Raw genomic sequence first — 16900 nt, forward strand, 5'->3', positions numbered from 1 at the left:
CACGCAAGGCGGCGCCCCTCCGCGGACACCGGCTGCGCGCCGGCCCGAGCGGTCTTCGGGCACCCCTGAACGACAAAAACCCCGCCTCGCGGCGGGGTCCCGTCGACCTGTCGTTTACATCCGACGATCAGATCAAAACTGTTATCGGCGTTCTGCGTGACCGGAGCGTGACGCTCCCGCGACGCGATGATGTCGCCTCAGGCGGGGATGCGCTCATCCGCCTCGGACGGCTCGCGCAGCACATATCCGCGGCCCCAGACCGTCTCGATGTAATTCTTGCCGTCCGACGCATTGGCGAGCTTCTTGCGCAGCTTGCAGATGAAGACGTCGATGATCTTCAGCTCCGGCTCATCCATGCCGCCATAGAGGTGGTTCAGGAACATTTCCTTGGTGAGCGTGGTGCCCTTGCGGAGCGAGAGCAGCTCCAGCATCTGGTATTCCTTGCCGGTGAGATGCACGCGGGCGGCGTCCACTTCGACGGTCTTGGTGTCGAGATTGACGACGAGGTCGCCGGTCGTGATCACCGACTGGGCGTGGCCCTTCGAACGGCGAACGATGGCGTGGATGCGGGCGACGAGTTCGTCCTTATGGAACGGCTTGGTGAGATAATCGTCGGCGCCGAAGCCGAGGCCCTTCACCTTGTCCTCGATGCCGGCGAGACCGGAGAGAATCAGGATCGGCGTCTTGACCTTGGCGACACGCAGGGAGCGAAGCACCTCGTAGCCCGACATGTCCGGCAGGTTGAGATCGAGCAGGATGATATCATAGTCGTAGAGCTTGCCGAGATCGACGCCCTCCTCCCCGAGATCCGTCGTATAGACGTTGAAGCTCTCGGATTTGAGCATCAGCTCGATCGACTGGGCGGTCGCGCTATCGTCCTCGATCAGCAGAACCCGCATGTCCACGTCCCCAATTTCGCCCGCAGGGCAAGGTTGATCGTTTGCTTGGCCCGGACCGGAACGGCCCTCGGCGACAACGCACTTGCCCGATGAAACGCCACGCGACACGCTAACGACGAATTGGTTAACAAACCGTGATTCCCGTGCGCAAGCGCTGTCTCGGAAAAAGTGCACGATCCTTGTCGACGTGAGTCGAATTTGACACGGATCGCCCGACACTCCATCCGCGAAAACGCCTTTTCGCGGAGAGCCGCTCCGAAAACGGGGGTGTTGTCCCCGTCAGACGATTCAGCTCTCGATGCCCAGTGTTAATCACACGACTTAATGAAGCGTAAATCCTCGCAATTTGTTAGGAGAGATCAACAGATCATGCACGAGCCGCCGCACGCCCCGCCTCCTTCGCCGCCGCGCGCTGGACGCCCGCGTCGCGACGGACGGGAACGGGTGAGCCCATGAGTGGCACCGCGCACGGCCCCGGTCGGCTCGCCGCCCTCACCCGCACGGTCGCCGCCATCGAGCCGGTCTCGCTCTATGGCCGCGTGACCGGCGTGCGCGGCCTTCTGGTCGAGGTGGCCGGCCCGATCGGCGCCATGAGCCTGGGCGGGCGGGTCGGCATCGAGATCGCGCCTGGCCAGCGGGTCCCCTGCGAGGTGGTCGGTTTCTCGGGCGACAAGGCGCTGGTGATGCCCTTCGGCAGCCTGGACGGCGTGCGGCGCGGGTGCCCGGTGCATGTCGACCGCATCCTGCCGGGCCTGAAGCCGACCGCGGCGTGGCTCGGCCGCGTCATCGACGCGCTCGGCAACCCGGTCGATGGCGGGGCCGCGCTGCCCGAGGGCGACACGCTCTATCCCTTCCGCGCCGATCCGCCGCCGGCCCATTCGCGCCGCCGCGTCGGCCGCCCGCTCGATCTCGGCGTGCGCTCGCTCAACGCCTTCCTGACCTGCTGCCTTGGCCAGCGCATGGGTATCTTCGCAGGGTCAGGCGTCGGCAAATCCGTCCTGCTCTCGATGCTGGCGCGCTATGCCAAGGCGGATGTCAACATCATCGGCCTCGTCGGGGAGCGCGGCCGCGAGGTGCAGGAGTTCCTGCAGGAGGACCTCGGCCCCCAGGGCCTGGCGCGCTCCATCGTCGTCGTCGCGACCTCGGACGAGCCGGCGCTGATGCGCAAGCAGGCGGCGTTGACGACGCTGGCGCTGGCCGAATTCTTCCGCGACCGCGGCCTGCAGGTCATGTGCCTGATGGATTCCGTCACCCGCTTCGCCATGGCGATGCGCGAGATCGGCCTTGCGGCCGGCGAGCCGCCCACGACGAAGGGCTACACCCCGACCGTCTTCGCCGAATTGCCGCGTCTGCTCGAGCGAGCCGGCCCGGGCACGGGAGACGGCGCCATCACCGGCCTCTTCACCGTGCTCGTCGATGGCGGCGACCATGACGAACCGGTGGCAGACGCGGTGCGCGGCATTCTCGACGGCCATATCGTGATGGAGCGCTCGATCGCCGAGCGCGGCCGCTTTCCTGCGATCAACATCCTGAAATCCGTTTCGCGCACCATGCCGCGCTCCTGCGATCCGGCCTATTATCCGGTCGTGCAGAAGGCCCGCGCGACGCTGGCGACCTATGCCGACATGGAAGAGCTGATCCGGCTGGGCGCCTACCGTCAGGGCGCTTCGGCCGAGGTCGACGAGGCGATCCGCCTCAACCCGGCGCTGGAAGCCTTTCTCAAACAGGCCAAGGACGACGCGACCTCGCTGCCTGAGAGCTATGCCAGGCTGGCCGAGATCGTGGGCGCCGCCTCCAACTGACAGGAACGGACCGGGCATGGTCGCCACTCTCCTCACTGGCCTCGTGGCACTGATCCACGTCTACATCGTCATCCTCGAAATGGTGCTGTGGACGACGCCGCGCGGGCGCGCCGCTTTCGGCCTGACCGAGGACTTCGCCCTGAAGACGAAGACGCTGGCGGCCAATCAGGGTCTCTATAACGGCTTCCTCGTCGCCGGCCTCGCCTGGGGACTGTGGCTTGGGCCGAGCGGCTTCGCGATCAAGCTGTTCTTCCTCGGCTGCGTCCTCGTCGCCGGGTTGTTCGGCGCCCTGACGGCCAGCCGCAAGATTCTCTATGTGCAGGCTCTGCCCGCCGCGCTCGCCCTGCTGGCGCTGGTCGCGGGTTACTGAGTCGCCTCGGCCTGCGCCAGCATCCGCACCAGAGCGAGCATCGCGAAGAAGCCGACGAACTGGATCGCCGCCGAAATCGCCAGCGTCTGGGAGGGGCCGAAGCGCTCGATCAGCACGGCGAAGAGCAGGGGAGCCGCCGCGAAGGCGATGTTCTGCGGCACGGTCAGGCGGCCCAGCATGGAGGCGAAGCCTCGGCGCCCGAACAGCGCCAGCGGCAGGGTTGCCCTCGCCACCGAGATGACACCAAGCGCGGCGCTGAACACGACGATGAAGCCCGTCGCCGCCGACATGGTCATCGGCAGCAGCGGCAAGGCCACGCAGCAGAGCGGCCCGAGCAGCAACCCTATCAGCGCCACCCGCTCCGCCGGCAGCTTGTCCCCCACGGTCGCGTCGATGGCGCGGGCCGCGATCGTCGCCGGCCCGCTGAGCGTCGCGACCCAGACCGCCTCCGCCGGGCTGAGCCCTCCGGCCTGGAACAGCGAGATCAGATGCAGCGGTAGCCCCCAGGACACCAGCCCGCTGGCGGAAAAGGCGAGCGCCACCAGCCAGAAGGCCTGGTTGCGCCGGCAGGCAGCAACGCGCCCGGTCTCCATCACCGCAACATCCGCAGCCTCCGGCACCGCGACGGCGAGCGGCGTGGAGGGCCCTGCGGCATGGCCGCGATGGCGCGGAACCATCGCATAGATCGGCAGCACCACGAGGAGTTGCAGCGCGGCGAAGACCAGCACCGTGTCCCGCCAGCCATAGCGCTCGGTCAGAAACGCCGTCACCGGCCAGAAGATACTGGACGCCATCCCCGTCACGAGCATCATCAGCCCGATGACTCGGCGGGTCCGGTCCCCCATCAGCTGTGCGACTGTGACATTGCCGACATTCGCCAGCGACATGGCATGGCCGAGCCCGATCACCGCCCAGCTGGCGAGATAGCTCCAGGGTCCCTGCACCGCGGCCAGCAGCACGAAGCCGAGTGCGCAGATGACGGCGCCGAGGCACATGGTGCCGCGCGTCCCGTGGCGGTCGAGCCGGCGGCCGATGGCGGGCGCCACCAGTGCCCCCGTGATCAGCAGCACCGTAATGCCACCGAAGACGATCTCGGCATTGAGCCCGAGCTCCCGGTCGAAGGCCTGCACGAGCACAGAGGGCGAATAGAACGTCGTGCCCCAGCCGATCAGCCGCGTCACGACGAGACCGCTCAGGAGTGGTCCGTGACCGGCGAAGCGAGGAAGCAGAGCAGGCAAGACGCGAGGATCCGGGGGAGGCCACGGGGCCGGGGAGCCTCTGCTAGATCATCATGCCAGCCCTTGGCAGCAGCCCGGAAGCGACCTGAACATGCGTTGAAAGCAGGGCATTGCGGTAAGGAAAGGTCAACCTCCTTGCGCCAAGGTGCTCGGGTCTCGCGGATGGAGTTCGGTCGTCGATCGAGGGGTCGGTCGCTGCCGATGCGTAATGGAGTACGAAACGACATGAAGTCGCGAGAGACGCTGCTTCGGCTCAAACGGTTCCAGGTCGACGAGAAGCGTCGGCGTGTGGCCCAGATCGAGATGATGATCGCCGATTTCCACCGGATGGCGAGCGATCTCGATCGCGAAATCCAGTCCGAAGAGGCCCGCGCCGGTATCACCGATCCCGGCCATTTCGCCTACCCGACCTATGCCAAGGCCGCGCTCGGCCGCCGCGACAACCTGCGCCAGTCGGCCGACAATCTGCAGGGCCAGCTCGACGAGGCGAAGGCCGAGCTGCAGGAAGCCTTCGAGGATATGAAGAAGGTCGAGATCCTCGAGGATCGCGAACGCGCCACCGAGCGTGCCGCCGAAGCCGCCCGCGACCAGGCGACGATGGACGCCATCGGCCTGCGCTCGCGCGCCTGAGCGACCCCTCCTCATTCACGAAGCCCGCCGGACCGCTCCTGCGGGCTTTTTCATGCGTCGGAGGCCGGGCGCCTGCGGGCTGCCATGATGCGAGCCAGCGCGCCGTGAGGCCCTCAAGGTCCGGTGAGCCAGGCGATGAGCGGATGAATCAGGGTCGCGCCGCCGATCGGCGCGATCACGAGCAGCACCGCGTTGAGGCCGAGCACGCGGCCGAGCATCCTCCGATCCGCCGGTGAGAGGTTCGGCCGTTTCGGCGCCGGTTTCGGCCCATCGCCGGGTCCGAACGGCCATTCGTCGCTGGTGTCTCTGAACATGCCTGCGCATCTCCGCGACTGCGGCCGGAACGAGAACGGACCGGCGCCTTAGTCAGCGGACCGATCCTGACGAAGAGCGAGGGCCCTGTCCATGAGGCCGGGCCGGTCCATAGCGCCGGCCCCGAGCCTCAGCCCGCCGCTCGGCCCGGCTCCACAACCGGGTGATGCGGCACGCTCTCGCGCCCCAGGGCGCCCTTCAGCCGCGGATCGTCGTCGACCTCGACCCCGCGCTTGAACACGCTGAAGCCGGAGCGCTGGTAGAACTCGACCGCGCCCTGATGGTCGATCGTGCAGGTATGGACCCAGAAGCGCCGGATCGGCGCGGCCCAGGCGAGCTCCAGCGCCCGGTTCATCAGCCAGCGCCCGGCGCCCTTGCCCAGCACGGGCTCGTCGATGCCGAAAAAGGCGAGTTCGCATTCTCCGGCGACGCGGAAATCCAGCTCCAGCAGGCCGGCATCGCAGCCCTCCCACCGGAGCACATAGAGCGCGACGGCCGGATCGGTCAGGATCGATTCGAGCTGAACCCTCGGCATCACGAGGCGGCTGAACCACATCCAGCGCTCGCCCAGCACCCTGTAGATCGCGAGATAGCGCTCGGTCTGGCTGCCGCTCAGCCGCTCGAGGGACAGCTCCTCCGTGCCGGGCGGATCGGCTTTGACCGGCGGCCGGGCCGTCATCTCCAGCGAAGTCACGATCGCCGCGATCTTGCCGGGCGGCAGATCGGTCGTTCCGGTCAGGGTAATGGTCAGGGTGCCGCTCATGCCATCATCGTCCGAATGGAAAATCCGGCCGCGATGATGACATGATCGGCGCCGAAAGGTCAGGGTGCGATGATGCATGCCGGTCCCTCACATCCGCAGCCGAGCCGCAACCCCCGGCCGGGCCGTGTCCTGCTCGCGCTGCTGGTCATGCTCGCGGCGGTGATGCCGCATCTGACGCTGCTCGCCGCCCCCGGTCTCGCAACGCCCCGCCCCGCCTCGTCGGGAATGTCGCACCATGCGCCCGCGTCCCTCGCGCCCTGCCACGATTCCGGTACCGACCGGGCCCTTCCGCCCAAGGCACCGGCGTGCTGCGTCGCAGCCTGCACGCTCTTGCCGGCGCCGGTCTCGATCGCGCTGCCCGCGCGCCTCATCGTCTGGGAGCCCTGGCGGGAGGCCGAAAGACCGCCGGGCGCCGGCCTCTCGCCGGAGCCGGCCAAGCCCCCACCCCGAACGGAACAGCTCCGCGCCTGAACCCGTTCCCGACGAAGCCGCCGGCCAGCCGAGGCGCCCGGCCACGTCGCTCATTTTAAAGGATTGCCACGATGAACCGTTATGTTTCGCAGACCGCCGCCCTGGTGCTCGGGCTCTGCCTCGCCGCCCCCGCTTTCGCCCAACAGGGCCATCAGCACGGCGCGGCTCCGGCCTCCCGCACCAAGGCCGAGACAGCCTCCACACAGGCCTACAAGGCCGCGAACATGAAGATGCACAAGGACATGGACATCGCCTATTCCGGCGATGCCGATGTCGATTTCCTGCGCGGGATGATCCCGCATCATCAGGGTGCGATCGAGATGGCGAAGATCGTTCTCAGCCATGGCAAGGACCCCGAGGTTCGCAAGCTCGCCGAAGCCATCGTCCGCGACCAGGAGAAGGAGGTCGCGATGATGCGCGAGATGCTGAAGAAGCTCGGCAAGTAGCCGCCGCACCAGAGGCCGGCAGCGGCGACGCCGCCGGCCTTTCGCCGCTTGCGCCCCGCTCCGGCGACTGGCAAGACGGCTCTTTAAGGTTCGCGCCGCTAAAGCATCGGACCGGGAAGCGGGACCCGCTTGCCGGAAACATCCGGCGCCTCGGCACAGGCTGGATCATCGCAATCGCGTCCTTGCGGACACGCGATGGTCCAGCGTGACGACGTGGGCCGCACGCCCCTCACGCTGCAGCGAAGCCCCGCGCCCGATGAAACGCTATCTCGACTATCTCTGGCCGATCATCGGGCTCGTCGCGGTGGTCTGGTCGGTCGAACTGCTCTGGGACAAGCTGAAGTCCGAGGCAGGCTCGGATGCTGCCGTCGAGGCGCTGCTGCAGAACGCCAATCTCTGGCAGAGCATCAAGATCATCGCCCAGCGCATCGGCCACAAGATCGCGGTGATCCCGCCCGACGCCTTCTTCCATGCCGCACTGGCCACGCTCGTCGCCTACGCCGCCCTCGCCTGGTACGACCGCATCGCCCTGATGCATCTGGGCAAGGCCAAGGGCATTTCCTGGTTCTACATCTCGCTGTGCTCCTTCGTGACCTACGCGCTCTCGCACAATATCGGCGCCTCGGTGTTCTCGGGCGGCATGGTGCGGTTCCGCGCCTACACGGCGAAGGGGTTGAATGCGGCCGAAGTCGCGGTGCTGATCGCGCTGTGCTCCTTCACCTTCGCCTTCGGCACCCTGCTGCTGATGGGGATCGTGCTCATCTACGAACCCGAGATCCTGCGGCCCCTGACGCGCATGTCGAAATGGTTCGCCATCGGCGACGGCACAGCGCGGATGATCGGCGTCGGCATGCTCGCCTTCGTGGCGCTCTACACGCTGGGATCCTGGCTGAAGTTCAGGCCTCTGAAGATCGGCAAGTTCGAAGTCATCTATCCGCGCCTGCCGATCGTCGCGCGGCAATATCTGGCCGCGCCGCTGGAGCTGGCGGGCGCGGCCGGCATCATCTATTTCGCCCTGCCTGAGCAGGGCAATCCCGGCTTCATGATCGTGCTCGGCGCCTTCCTGCTCTCCTTCTCGGCCGGGCTTCTGAGCCAGGTCCCGGGCGGGGTCGGCGTGATGGAGGCGGTGTTCCTCGCCGTGATGCCGGGCATGCCGGCCCCCGCCGTCTTCGCCGCGCTGCTGATCTGGCGGCTGTTCTACCTCATCATTCCGCTGGTGATCTCCCTGCCCATCGTGATCGCCTTCGAACGCGCGCAGCTCAAGCGCAGCACCCGCATCGCGCCAGCTCCGTAGCAGGAGCCGTCATCGCGGGTTACGCGCGCTCCCGCCCAGGCCGCTTCAGCGCGATCGCGGCGGCGCCGAACATCAGCAGCGCCCCCACCGCCTCCGACCAGCCGAACGGCTCCGACAGCGCCGCGACACCGACCGCCACCGCGATCGCCGGGCTGACGAAGGCATAGAGCCCCGCCCGGAAGGCGCCCCAGTCGCGCAGCAGCCGCATATAGATGGTGAAGCCCATCAGCGAGCCGCCGATGATCAGGAAGATCACGGCCGGCAATACGGGCCATGTCATCAGTCTGGCGAGATCGGCGCTGGTGACCGGCTCCAGCGCCAGCGACACCGCCGTCAATCCGATGCCGCCGATCAGCGTCTGCCAGCCGGCGAGCGTGAGCGTCGGCATCGCGCCCGCGATCGGCCGCGCCAGCACCGCCCCCGTGCAATAGAGCAGCGTGCCGGCCGCGACGGCCGCGAGCGCCAGCGCCTCCAGCGGATCGCCCTGCGCCGAGGAGAGGCCGCCAAGCGCCCGCGTCGCGAACAGGAAGGCGAGCCCGACCGTGCCCAGCCCGATCGCCACGAGCTTGCGCCCGTCGATCGGCTCCCCCGCGATGGCGCGGCTCGCCAGCAGTGTGAAGATCGGGATCGTCGCGAAATTGACGATGGCGGCGAGGCCGCTGGGGGCGTGGGCGGTGCCCCAGAACAGCAGCGTGTAATTGCCGGTGTTGAGCAGCAGCGCCGTCACGATCAGCCGCGGCCAAGCGCCGGCCGGCACCTTGCCGACATCGCGCCCGGCCCAGAGCAGCATCAGCAGCCCGGCCAGCGAGAACCGCGCTGCGGCCAGGAACACCGGCGGCACATGCGCTGCGCCCACCTTGACCGGCAGCCAGGTCAGGCCCCAGACCAGGCACATCACGGCGAACAGGGCGGCGTTGCGGCTCATGCCTCGGGCTTAGCCCTGCGCCTGGCCGATGACCATTGCGCGGCGGGCATCCGGGGGGCGTGGAATCAGACGCTACCGACGTTGCGCAGCCTCACGCGCGGGTGGATCTCCGCCTGCGACAGCACCGGCGTCTCCCGGCGGAACCGCTCGATGATCTGGCGGGCGAAGGGCCGCGCAAGGCCGGAGGTGACCAGCGCCGGCATCTCGCCCATGCGCGCCGCGTCCTCAAAGCGCTCGCGGACATGGCGCACGAAATCCTGCAGGCGGGAGGGCTGCATCGCCAGATGACGGTCCTCGCCCTGGCCAATGACGGATTCGGCGAAGACGCTTTCCCAGGCCGGCGAGAGGGTGATGATCGGCAGCGTGCCGTTGGCGTCCGAGAACTGGGCGCAGATCTGGCGCGCGAGGCGGGCCCGGACATGCTCGGCGATGTCGCGCGGGTTCTTCACGCCGCCGGCGACCTCCGCGATCCCTTCGATGATGGTCGGCAGGTCGCGGATCGAGACGCGCTCGCCCAGCAGCAATTGCAGCACGCGCTGGATGCCCGTGGTCGAGATCTGCATCGGCACGATCTCCTTGACGAGATCGGCATGGTCCTTCGGCAGTTCGCGCAGCAGCTTCTGCACCTCGCCATGCGAGAGCAGCTCCGGCATGTTCGACTTCAGCACCTCGGTGAGATGCGTCGAGATCACGGTCGCCGCGTCCACCACCGTGTAGCCACGCAGCTGGGCCTCGTCCTGCAGCGCCCCGTCGATCCAGGTCGCGGGCAGGCCGAAGGTCGGCTCCAGCACGTTGTGGCCCGGCAGGTTGACCGTGCCGCCCATCGGGTCCATCGCCATGTACTGGCCGGCATAGACGATGCCGTGCCCGGCATCGATCTCCTTGATCTTGATGTAGTAGTGGTTCGACTCGAGCTGGACATTGTCGACGATGCGCACGGCCGGCATCACGAAGCCCAGCTCGGCCGCCAGTTGGCGCCGCAGCGCCCGCACCTGGTCGGTCAGCCGGTCCTGCCCGCTCGTCGAGTTGACCAGCGGCAGCAGGGCGTAGCCGATCTCGATCTTGAGCTCATCCATCTTGAGCAGATCGTTCAGCGTCTCCTCGCGGGCCGAGCCGTCTGCCGCGGTGCCGCCGCCGGCCTGGGCCGCGCCGGGCGCGGTGGCCGCAGCCGCCTCCTTCTCCTTCGCCAACCGGCCGAAGCGACGGGCGAGGTAACCCGCCCCGCCCGCGAGCGCGAGGAACGGCAGCATCGGAATGCCCGGCAGCAGCGCGATCAGCAGCATCACCGCCGCCGACATGCCGAGCGCCTTGGGATAGCCGGAGAGCTGCTGGCCGAGCGCCTTGTCGGCCGCGCCGCGCACGCCGGCCTTCGAGACCAGCAGGCCGGCCGCGGTCGAGACGATCAGCGCCGGGATCTGGCTGACGAGGCCGTCGCCGATCGTCAGCTGGGTGTAGTTGGTGGCCGCCTGTCCAAAGCTCAGCCCCTGCTGCGCGACGCCGATGACGATGCCGCCGAGCACGTTGATGAAGGTGATCAGCAGGCCGGCGATGGCATCGCCGCGCACGAATTTGGAAGCACCGTCCATCGAGCCGAAGAAGGCCGATTCGTCTTCTAGCGCGCGGCGCCGCGACTTTGCCGTGTCCTGGTCGATCAGGCCGGCGGAGAGATCGGCGTCGATCGCCATCTGCTTGCCGGGCATCGCGTCGAGGGAGAAGCGCGCCGCGACTTCGGCGATGCGGCCGGAGCCCTTTGTGATGACGATGAAGTTCACGATCAGCAGGATCGTGAACACGATCACGCCGATCACGAAATTGCCGCCCATGACGAAGCCGGCAAAGGCTTCGATGACATGGCCGGCGGCCGCCGTGCCCTCATGCCCATGCGCCAGGATAAGGCGCGTCGAGGCGAGGTTCAGGGCCAGCCGGAACATGGTGACGATGAGCAGCACCGTCGGAAAGGACGAGAACTCCAGCGGCTCCTCGATGAACAGCGCCGTCATCAGCACCAGCACCGAGACGATGATGGAGAGCGCCAGCATCAGATCCAGCAGGATCGCCGGCATCGGGAAGATGAGCACCACCAGGATGCCCATGACGCCCGCCGCCAGGAACAGGTCCGGCCGGCTCAACATCTTGGCGAGCCCGCCCCGGCTCGGCATGCCGAACCCGCCCGCCTGCCCTGCCGTCACATCGGTCATCGACCGCCTCGTCCCTGGCCATGCCGCGGCAGACCTGGAACGGTCGCCGAGCTCGGCAATTCTTGCCGGGTTTATGGTGAACGAGTGGTTAAGATCGGCGCCATCCCCGCGCCGGCCGGAACCTTTGCCGCCGGGCTCCGGTTGTCGAGAGCCGACAGAGGCCCGGCGCCGCCGGGTCGCAAACGTGCCGCCGGCACGGACGGATCGGGGGAACCGTGCGAAACGCGCAGCCAGCCGCCATCATCGAAACCGACGTCCCCGCGCGGCTCGACAGGCTGCCCTGGTCGCGCTTCCACACGATGGTCGTGGCCGCTCTGGGAATCACCTGGATTCTCGACGGGCTGGAGGTGACGCTGGCGGGAGCCGTATCGGGCGCGCTGAAGGAAAGCCCCGTCCTGAGATTCACCAATACCGAGGTGGGTCTGGCGGGAGCGGCCTATATCGCCGGCGCCGTTCTCGGCGCGGTCGTCTTCGGCTGGCTGACCGACCGGCTCGGCCGCAAGAAGCTCTTCACCATCACGCTGCTGGTCTATCTGGCGGCCGCCGCCGCGACGGCCTTCTCCTGGAACCTGTGGAGCTTCCTGATCTTCCGCTTCCTCACCGGCATGGGGATCGGCGGCGAATACACCGCCATCAACTCGACGATTCAGGAACTGATCCCGGCCCGCATGCGCGGCTGGACCGATCTGGTGATCAACGGCTCCTTCTGGGTCGGCGCAGCGATCGGCGCCGTGGGGGCGATCGTGCTGCTCGACCCGGCGCATATCGACCCCGAACATGGCTGGCGCCTCGCCTTCTTCATCGGCGCGGCGCTGGGGCTGGTCATTCTCCTGCTGCGGCAATTCCTGCCCGAAAGCCCGCGCTGGCTGATCAGCCACGGCCGGCCCGAAGAGGCTGCCGCTATCGTCGCCGAGATCGAAAGGCGGGCTGGCTTCACGCCTCCGGCCGGTGAGCGGCTGGCCATGACGCGGCTACGTCCGCGCGCCGCCACCCCGCTCGGCGAGGTGGCGCGGGCGCTGTTCGTCGTCCACCGCGGCCGGGCGCTGGTCGGGCTGACGCTGATGGTGGCGCAGGCCTTCTTCTACAATGCGATCTTCTTCACCTATGCGCTGATCCTCACCGATTTCTACAACGTGCCCTCGGCCTCGATCGGCTGGTTCATCCTGCCCTTCGCCGCCGGCAATTTTCTCGGCCCCCTGCTGCTCGGCCGCCTCTTCGACACGGTCGGCCGACGCAGCATGATCGCGGCGACCTATGCGCTCTCGGGCGTCCTGCTGACCGGCACCGGCTATCTGTTCTGGCGCGACCTGCTGACGGCGGGCCAGCTTACCGCCTGCTGGAGCGTCGTCTTCTTCTTCGCCTCCGCCGCGGCGAGCTCGGCCTATCTCACGGTCTCGGAAACCTTCCCGGTCGAGATGCGCGCGCTCGCCATCGCCTTGTTCTACGCGGTGGGCACCGGCGCGGGCGGTGTCGCCGGCCCCTGGATCTTTGGCGCGCTGATCGACACCGGCTCTCGCGCCAGCGTTTTCGGCGGCTATCTGTTCGGCGCGCTGCTGATGCTGATCGCGGCTTTCGTCGCCGCGCGCTTCGCCGTCAGGGCGGAACGTCAGCCGCTGGAGGCGGTGGCGCGGCCTCTGACAGCCGTGGATTGATGCGCCTTCACCACGTTGCCTCGTACCGGGTGGAACAAGAGCCTCGCCGCGTGCATTATGATGAGCCCGCCCTATGATCGCGGGATTGGTGGAAACAGTCTGGAGGTCGTCGTGGACAGACGCTCATTCCTGATGACGCTGGTCGGGGGCCTCGCGGCTGCCGGCATGGGCGGCATCGCCGCTGCCGAAGCAGCCCAGCCCAAGGTAGCCCCGCCCGCGCCGGCCCCGCAGCCGGAACCCGCTCAGCCCAAAGGCGACGAGGCAGTGACGGCGGAGATGAAGGAGGCGCTGGACAAGACCGACGCCGAGTTCAGCCAGTACTACTATTATCGCCGGCCGCGTTATTATGCTCGCCCGCGCCCCTATTACCGGCCGCGGCCCTATTACCGTCCGCGCTATTATTACCGCCCCCGGCCGCGCTATTATCGCCGCCGCTACTGGTAAAATCGGATGACGGGCCGGGTCAGGCGGCGCTGATGCGCGTCTGGCCCGGCTCCGCCACGCTGACGCCGGCGGAGCTGTATTCGCTGAGCTTGTTTCGCAGCGTCCTGATCGAGATCCCGAGAATCTTCGCCGCATGCGTGCGGTTACCCAGGCAGTGGTCGAGCGTGTCGAGGATCAGCTCGCGCTCCACATCGGCCACCGTGTTTCCGACCAGAGACCGCGTCACCGCCTCCGCCGTCTGCGCCGCACGCGACGCCGTATCGCGCCCCGGCGCGGCGCCGAGCGCATCGCCTTCCGGTGTCAGCACGGACGAGGCGGCGATCTCCGGCCCGCTCGCCAGCAGTACGGCCCGGTGCATGGTGTTTTCCAGCTCGCGCACATTGCCCCGCCAGCCATTGGCGAGCAGCAGCTTGCGCGCATCGGCGGCGATCGGGCGTGGCGGCAGCCCGTTGAGATCGGCATATTTGCGGGCGAAATGCTCCGCCAGCGCCAGGATGTCGCCAGGCCTCTCGCGCAGCGCCGGCAGGCGCAGATGCACCACATTGAGCCGGTAGAACAGGTCCTCGCGGAAGGCCCCCTTGCGGACGGCATCGCCGAGATTGCGGTTCGAGGTCGCGATGATGCGGATATCGACCTTCACCGGCTGCGTGCCGCCGACGCGATCGATCATCCGCTCCTGCAGCGCGCGCAGCAGCTTGGCCTGCAGGCGCACATCCATCTCCGAGATTTCGTCGAGCAGGAGGGTGCCGCCATTGGCTTCCTCGAACTTGCCGACGCGCCGCGCGATCGCGCCGGTGAAGGCGCCCTTCTCATGGCCGAACAGCTCCGATTCCAGCAGATTGTCCGGAATGGCGGCGCAGTTAACCGCGACGAAGGGCTTGTCCTTGCGGCCGGATTTCTGGTGGAGATGGCGGGCGATCACCTCCTTGCCGGTGCCGCTTTCGCCGGTGACGAGCACGGGCGCTTCCGACCGGGCGATCTGATTGGCCAGCTGAACGACGCGCTCCATCGCCGGATCCTTCCAGATCAGGCTCGACTGGTCGGCGGCGACCGCCTCCAGCACCGCGGCGATGAGCTCCGGATCCGGCGGCAGCGGCACATATTCGCGCGCCCCGGCCTGGATCGCCGCGACGGCCGCGCGAGCATCGGTCGAGGTGCCGCAGGCGACGATGGGCGTGCGGATGCGCTCGGCTTCCAGAGCGGCGACATAGGCCGCGATCGGTTGGGCGACGTCGATCATCAGGAGATCGGCGCCCTTGGCGCGCAGCACCGCCAGAGTCTGGTCGAGGCTCTCGGTGTGCGTCACCGCCGCGCCCTTCGCCATGGCGATCCTGGCGGCGGCGATGATCTGTCCCTTGAGACCGCCGGCAATGATGAGGCGCATGGCTCAGGTCCTTGTGCGTGAAAGGAGGATCGGCGCAGCGCGCATCAGCGATCCGCCTTGATGATTTCAGTCATGGTCACGCCAAGGCGGTCCTCGACGACCACGACCTCGCCGCGCGCCACCAGCCGCTCGTTGACGAAGATGTCGATCGCCTCGCCGACGCGCCGGTCGAGCTCCAGGATCGTGCCGGGCACGATCTGCAGCAGGTCGCCGACTGCGACCTTGGAGGAGCCGAGCACCGCCGAGACCGTCACGGGCACGTCGAAGACCTGCTCGAGATCCTCGGCCGTCTTGACCGGCACCGGGCCGGAGCGCGCGACCGATCCCTCCCCCATGTCGAAAGACAGGTCGGCCTGGTTCAGCGGAGGCAGATTGATGTCGTTGTCCTGGCTCATGACTCAGACTTTCAATGGCCCGCCATGCCGGAGGCGGCATGGGCGGGAAACACCTCTGCGACGGCGGTCTGGATGAGGCCGGTGAGGCGGTCGCGATCCATCACGAAACCGCCCTCGGCCCATTCGATGCGCCCATCGCCCGGCATGATGTCCGGCTCGCCGAGCACGATCAGCCGGCCGGCGAAGCCGGTTTCCAGCGTCAGCCGCTTCACCAGCGTCTCGGCCGCCTCGACCATCGCTTCATTGACACGCACCACCAGATGCGGGGCCTGGCGGGCATGGCTCAGGCATTCGCGCACCGCGTCGCCCAGCAGGGCGAGCGGCTTTTCGGCGAGCGCCGCGCCGGCGAGCGCCTGCGCCGTGGCGATGGCGAGCTGCGCCGCCTGCTCCTCGATGGCCGCGACCCGCGCCTCCTCCATCGCGAAGAGGCGCTCGGCCGAGCGCGCGATCTGCACGGCGAGGCCGGCGACCTGTCCCTCCGCCTCCTGGCGCCCCTGCTCCAGCCCCTGGCGAAAACCCTCGACTCGGGCGGCGGCGAGATCGGCCTCGCCGGCGGCCTTGCGGCCGCCTTCGCGAAAATCCGTCCCGAACATGAATTTCGTCGCCGCTGCCATGTCAGTACACCAGTTCGTCCTCGGCGCCGCCCTTGGTGAGCGTGATCTCGCCCTTGTCGGCGAGCTCCTTGGTGAGTTGCACCAGCTGCGTCTGCGCCTCGTCGACGTCCTTCAGCCGCATGGGGCCAAGCGCCTCCATGTCGTCCTGCATGTTCTTGGCGGCGCGGGCCGACATGGCCCCGAAGAAAAAGTCGCGCATCGGCTGGCTGGCGCCTTTCAGCGCGCGGGCGAGCGCCGCCTTGTCCGCCTGGGCGACCAGTGTCTGCAAACCGGCCGGGTCGAGCTTGGCGAGATCCTCGAAGGTGAACATCAGAGCGCGGATGCGCTCGGCGGCCTCCTGGTTCGAGACATCCAGCGCGGAGAGGAAGCGCATCTCGGTCTGGCGGTCGAAGCCGTTGAAGATTTCCGCCATCATCTCGTGCGGATCGCGCCGGCGGGTCTGGGTCAGTGTCGAGACGAATTCGGTGCGCAGCGTGTTCTCGATATGGTCGAGCGCCTCCTTCTGCACCGATTCCAGCCGCAGCATCCGGCCCACCACCTCGATCGAGAGATCTCCTGGCAGGTTGCGCAGCACGTTTGCCGCGTGCTCCGGCCTGATCTTCGAGAGGATCACCGCGATCGTCTGCGGATATTCGTTCTTGAGGAAGTTGGCGAGCACGACGGCGTCGATATTGCCGAGCTTCTGCCACATGTTGCGGCCGGCCGGGCCGCGGATTTCCTCCATGATCAGCGCGACCTGCTCGGTCGGCAGGATCTTCTCCAGCAGCGAGATGGTGCGGTCGAAGGAGCCGGTCACCGCGCCGGCGCTGGAGAGCTTGCCGACGAAATCCAGCATCAGCCGCTCGACCTCGTCGGCATTGACGGTGCCGAGCTCGGCCATCGAGCGGGTGATGATGCGGATCTCGTCGTCGTCGAACTGCTGCCAGATCGTGCGGCCATGGTCTTCGCCCAGCACCAGCAGAATGACGGCGGCCCGCTGCGGGCCGGTCATCTCCGCGAGGGTGGAGACGCCGATGCCACCGCCCTCGATCTCTCCGAGGTTCATATTGCCGGCGACGAGGGA

At 67.8% G+C, this 16900-nt stretch carries 17 protein-coding genes; 8 read left to right on the top strand and 9 right to left on the bottom strand.

Annotation, left to right across the window (positions count from 1 at the left end; genetic code table 11):
- Positions 1–197 precede the first annotated feature (197 nt).
- Positions 198–899, bottom strand: a complete 702-nt coding sequence (gene ctrA / locus ACOJTB_RS15570) for a response regulator transcription factor CtrA (protein ID WP_089174306.1) — start codon at positions 897–899, stop codon at positions 198–200.
- Positions 900–1351: 452 nt separating this feature from the next.
- Between ctrA and fliI the strand changes: the two genes are divergently transcribed.
- Positions 1352–2701: a flagellar protein export ATPase FliI gene (fliI, locus tag ACOJTB_RS15575; RefSeq protein ID WP_420103436.1), complete on the top strand. Its 1350-nt coding sequence runs from the start codon at positions 1352–1354 to the stop codon at positions 2699–2701.
- A gap of 16 nt (positions 2702–2717) precedes the next feature.
- Positions 2718–3071 carry a DUF1304 domain-containing protein gene (locus ACOJTB_RS15580; RefSeq protein WP_420103437.1) on the top strand — a complete coding sequence of 118 codons (354 nt, stop codon included), beginning with the start codon at positions 2718–2720 and terminating at the stop codon, positions 3069–3071.
- On the opposite strand, the gene ACOJTB_RS15585 is transcribed toward ACOJTB_RS15580, so the two are convergent.
- Positions 3065–4309: an MFS transporter gene (locus ACOJTB_RS15585; RefSeq protein ID WP_420103438.1), complete on the bottom strand. Its 1245-nt coding sequence runs from the start codon at positions 4307–4309 to the stop codon at positions 3065–3067. The two genes, ACOJTB_RS15580 and ACOJTB_RS15585, sit on opposite strands and share 7 nt — an antisense overlap.
- 225 nt (positions 4310–4534) lie before the next feature.
- Between ACOJTB_RS15585 and fliJ the strand changes: the two genes are divergently transcribed.
- Positions 4535–4939, top strand: a complete 405-nt coding sequence (fliJ, locus tag ACOJTB_RS15590) for a flagellar export protein FliJ (RefSeq protein ID WP_420103439.1) — start codon at positions 4535–4537, stop codon at positions 4937–4939.
- A 442-nt stretch (positions 4940–5381) separates the two neighbouring features.
- Here fliJ and ACOJTB_RS15595 read toward each other — a convergent pair whose 3' ends face one another.
- Positions 5382–6014, bottom strand: a complete 633-nt coding sequence (locus ACOJTB_RS15595; protein ID WP_420103440.1) for a GNAT family N-acetyltransferase — start codon at positions 6012–6014, stop codon at positions 5382–5384.
- 69 nt (positions 6015–6083) lie between these two features.
- Between ACOJTB_RS15595 and ACOJTB_RS15600 the strand changes: the two genes are divergently transcribed.
- The 3 genes from ACOJTB_RS15600 to ACOJTB_RS15610 all read left to right on the top strand — a co-directional run bounded on the left by ACOJTB_RS15600 (position 6084) and on the right by ACOJTB_RS15610 (position 8225).
- Positions 6084–6485, top strand: a complete 402-nt coding sequence (locus ACOJTB_RS15600; protein WP_420103441.1) for a hypothetical protein — start codon at positions 6084–6086, stop codon at positions 6483–6485.
- 71 nt (positions 6486–6556) lie between these two features.
- Positions 6557–6931, top strand: a complete 375-nt coding sequence (gene copM / locus ACOJTB_RS15605; RefSeq protein ID WP_420103442.1) for a CopM family metallochaperone — start codon at positions 6557–6559, stop codon at positions 6929–6931.
- Between the two features lie 256 nt (positions 6932–7187).
- The gene (locus ACOJTB_RS15610) at positions 7188–8225 is read left to right on the top strand and encodes a lysylphosphatidylglycerol synthase transmembrane domain-containing protein (protein WP_420103443.1); all 1038 of its coding nucleotides are present in this window, start codon (positions 7188–7190) and stop codon (positions 8223–8225) included.
- Positions 8226–8244: 19 nt separating this feature from the next.
- On the opposite strand, the gene ACOJTB_RS15615 is transcribed toward ACOJTB_RS15610, so the two are convergent.
- Together ACOJTB_RS15615 and flhA are read right to left on the bottom strand one after the other, a co-directional pair.
- Positions 8245–9150 carry a DMT family transporter gene (locus ACOJTB_RS15615; protein ID WP_420103444.1) on the bottom strand — a complete coding sequence of 302 codons (906 nt, stop codon included), beginning with the start codon at positions 9148–9150 and terminating at the stop codon, positions 8245–8247.
- A gap of 65 nt (positions 9151–9215) precedes the next feature.
- A complete protein-coding gene (flhA, locus tag ACOJTB_RS15620; RefSeq protein ID WP_420103500.1) occupies positions 9216–11309 on the bottom strand; it encodes a flagellar biosynthesis protein FlhA in 2094 nt (697 codons plus the stop codon).
- 254 nt (positions 11310–11563) lie between these two features.
- Between flhA and ACOJTB_RS15625 the strand changes: the two genes are divergently transcribed.
- Positions 11564–13000 carry an MFS transporter gene (locus ACOJTB_RS15625; RefSeq protein ID WP_420103445.1) on the top strand — a complete coding sequence of 479 codons (1437 nt, stop codon included), beginning with the start codon at positions 11564–11566 and terminating at the stop codon, positions 12998–13000.
- 111 nt (positions 13001–13111) lie between these two features.
- Entirely contained in the window at positions 13112–13444 is a 333-nt protein-coding gene (locus ACOJTB_RS15630) for a hypothetical protein (protein WP_420103446.1), read from the top strand.
- Positions 13445–13463: 19 nt separating this feature from the next.
- On the opposite strand, the gene flbD is transcribed toward ACOJTB_RS15630, so the two are convergent.
- Genes flbD through fliG form a run of 4 tightly spaced genes read right to left on the bottom strand, consistent with a single transcriptional unit; the run spans position 13464 to position 16882 of the window.
- Entirely contained in the window at positions 13464–14828 is a 1365-nt protein-coding gene (flbD, locus tag ACOJTB_RS15635) for a sigma-54-dependent transcriptional regulator FlbD (protein ID WP_420103447.1), read from the bottom strand.
- A 44-nt stretch (positions 14829–14872) separates the two neighbouring features.
- Positions 14873–15223 carry a flagellar motor switch protein FliN gene (gene fliN, locus ACOJTB_RS15640; protein ID WP_420103448.1) on the bottom strand — a complete coding sequence of 117 codons (351 nt, stop codon included), beginning with the start codon at positions 15221–15223 and terminating at the stop codon, positions 14873–14875.
- 11 nt (positions 15224–15234) lie between these two features.
- Positions 15235–15837: a FliH/SctL family protein gene (locus ACOJTB_RS15645; protein WP_420103449.1), complete on the bottom strand. Its 603-nt coding sequence runs from the start codon at positions 15835–15837 to the stop codon at positions 15235–15237.
- A 1-nt stretch (position 15838) separates the two neighbouring features.
- On the bottom strand, positions 15839–16882 hold the full coding sequence (fliG, locus tag ACOJTB_RS15650) for a flagellar motor switch protein FliG (RefSeq protein WP_420103501.1): 1044 nt from the start codon (positions 16880–16882) through the stop codon (positions 15839–15841).
- Positions 16883–16900: the final 18 nt, after the last annotated feature.

This window comes from Allobosea sp., assembly GCF_048595345.1.
Taxonomy (GTDB): Bacteria; Pseudomonadota; Alphaproteobacteria; order Rhizobiales; family Beijerinckiaceae; genus Allobosea.

Bases quoted from the DNA above. Each gene is read 5' to 3' on its own strand.
- ACOJTB_RS15610 (WP_420103443.1), top strand. From the start codon at position 7,188: ATGAAACGCTATCTCGACTATCTCTGGCCGATCATCGGGCTCGTCGCG.
- ACOJTB_RS15615 (WP_420103444.1), bottom strand. From the start codon at position 9,150: ATGAGCCGCAACGCCGCCCTGTTCGCCGTGATGTGCCTGGTCTGGGGC.
- ACOJTB_RS15595 (WP_420103440.1), bottom strand. From the start codon at position 6,014: ATGAGCGGCACCCTGACCATTACCCTGACCGGAACGACCGATCTGCCG.
- fliJ (WP_420103439.1), top strand. From the start codon at position 4,535: ATGAAGTCGCGAGAGACGCTGCTTCGGCTCAAACGGTTCCAGGTCGAC.
- fliN (WP_420103448.1), bottom strand. From the start codon at position 15,223: ATGAGCCAGGACAACGACATCAATCTGCCTCCGCTGAACCAGGCCGAC.
- ACOJTB_RS15580 (WP_420103437.1), top strand. From the start codon at position 2,718: ATGGTCGCCACTCTCCTCACTGGCCTCGTGGCACTGATCCACGTCTAC.
- flhA (WP_420103500.1), bottom strand. From the start codon at position 11,309: ATGCCGAGCCGGGGCGGGCTCGCCAAGATGTTGAGCCGGCCGGACCTG.
- flbD (WP_420103447.1), bottom strand. From the start codon at position 14,828: ATGCGCCTCATCATTGCCGGCGGTCTCAAGGGACAGATCATCGCCGCC.
- ACOJTB_RS15600 (WP_420103441.1), top strand. From the start codon at position 6,084: ATGATGCATGCCGGTCCCTCACATCCGCAGCCGAGCCGCAACCCCCGG.
- copM (WP_420103442.1), top strand. From the start codon at position 6,557: ATGAACCGTTATGTTTCGCAGACCGCCGCCCTGGTGCTCGGGCTCTGC.
- fliI (WP_420103436.1), top strand. From the start codon at position 1,352: ATGAGTGGCACCGCGCACGGCCCCGGTCGGCTCGCCGCCCTCACCCGC.
- ctrA (WP_089174306.1), bottom strand. From the start codon at position 899: ATGCGGGTTCTGCTGATCGAGGACGATAGCGCGACCGCCCAGTCGATC.
- ACOJTB_RS15645 (WP_420103449.1), bottom strand. From the start codon at position 15,837: ATGGCAGCGGCGACGAAATTCATGTTCGGGACGGATTTTCGCGAAGGC.
- fliG (WP_420103501.1), bottom strand. From the start codon at position 16,882: ATGAACCTCGGAGAGATCGAGGGCGGTGGCATCGGCGTCTCCACCCTC.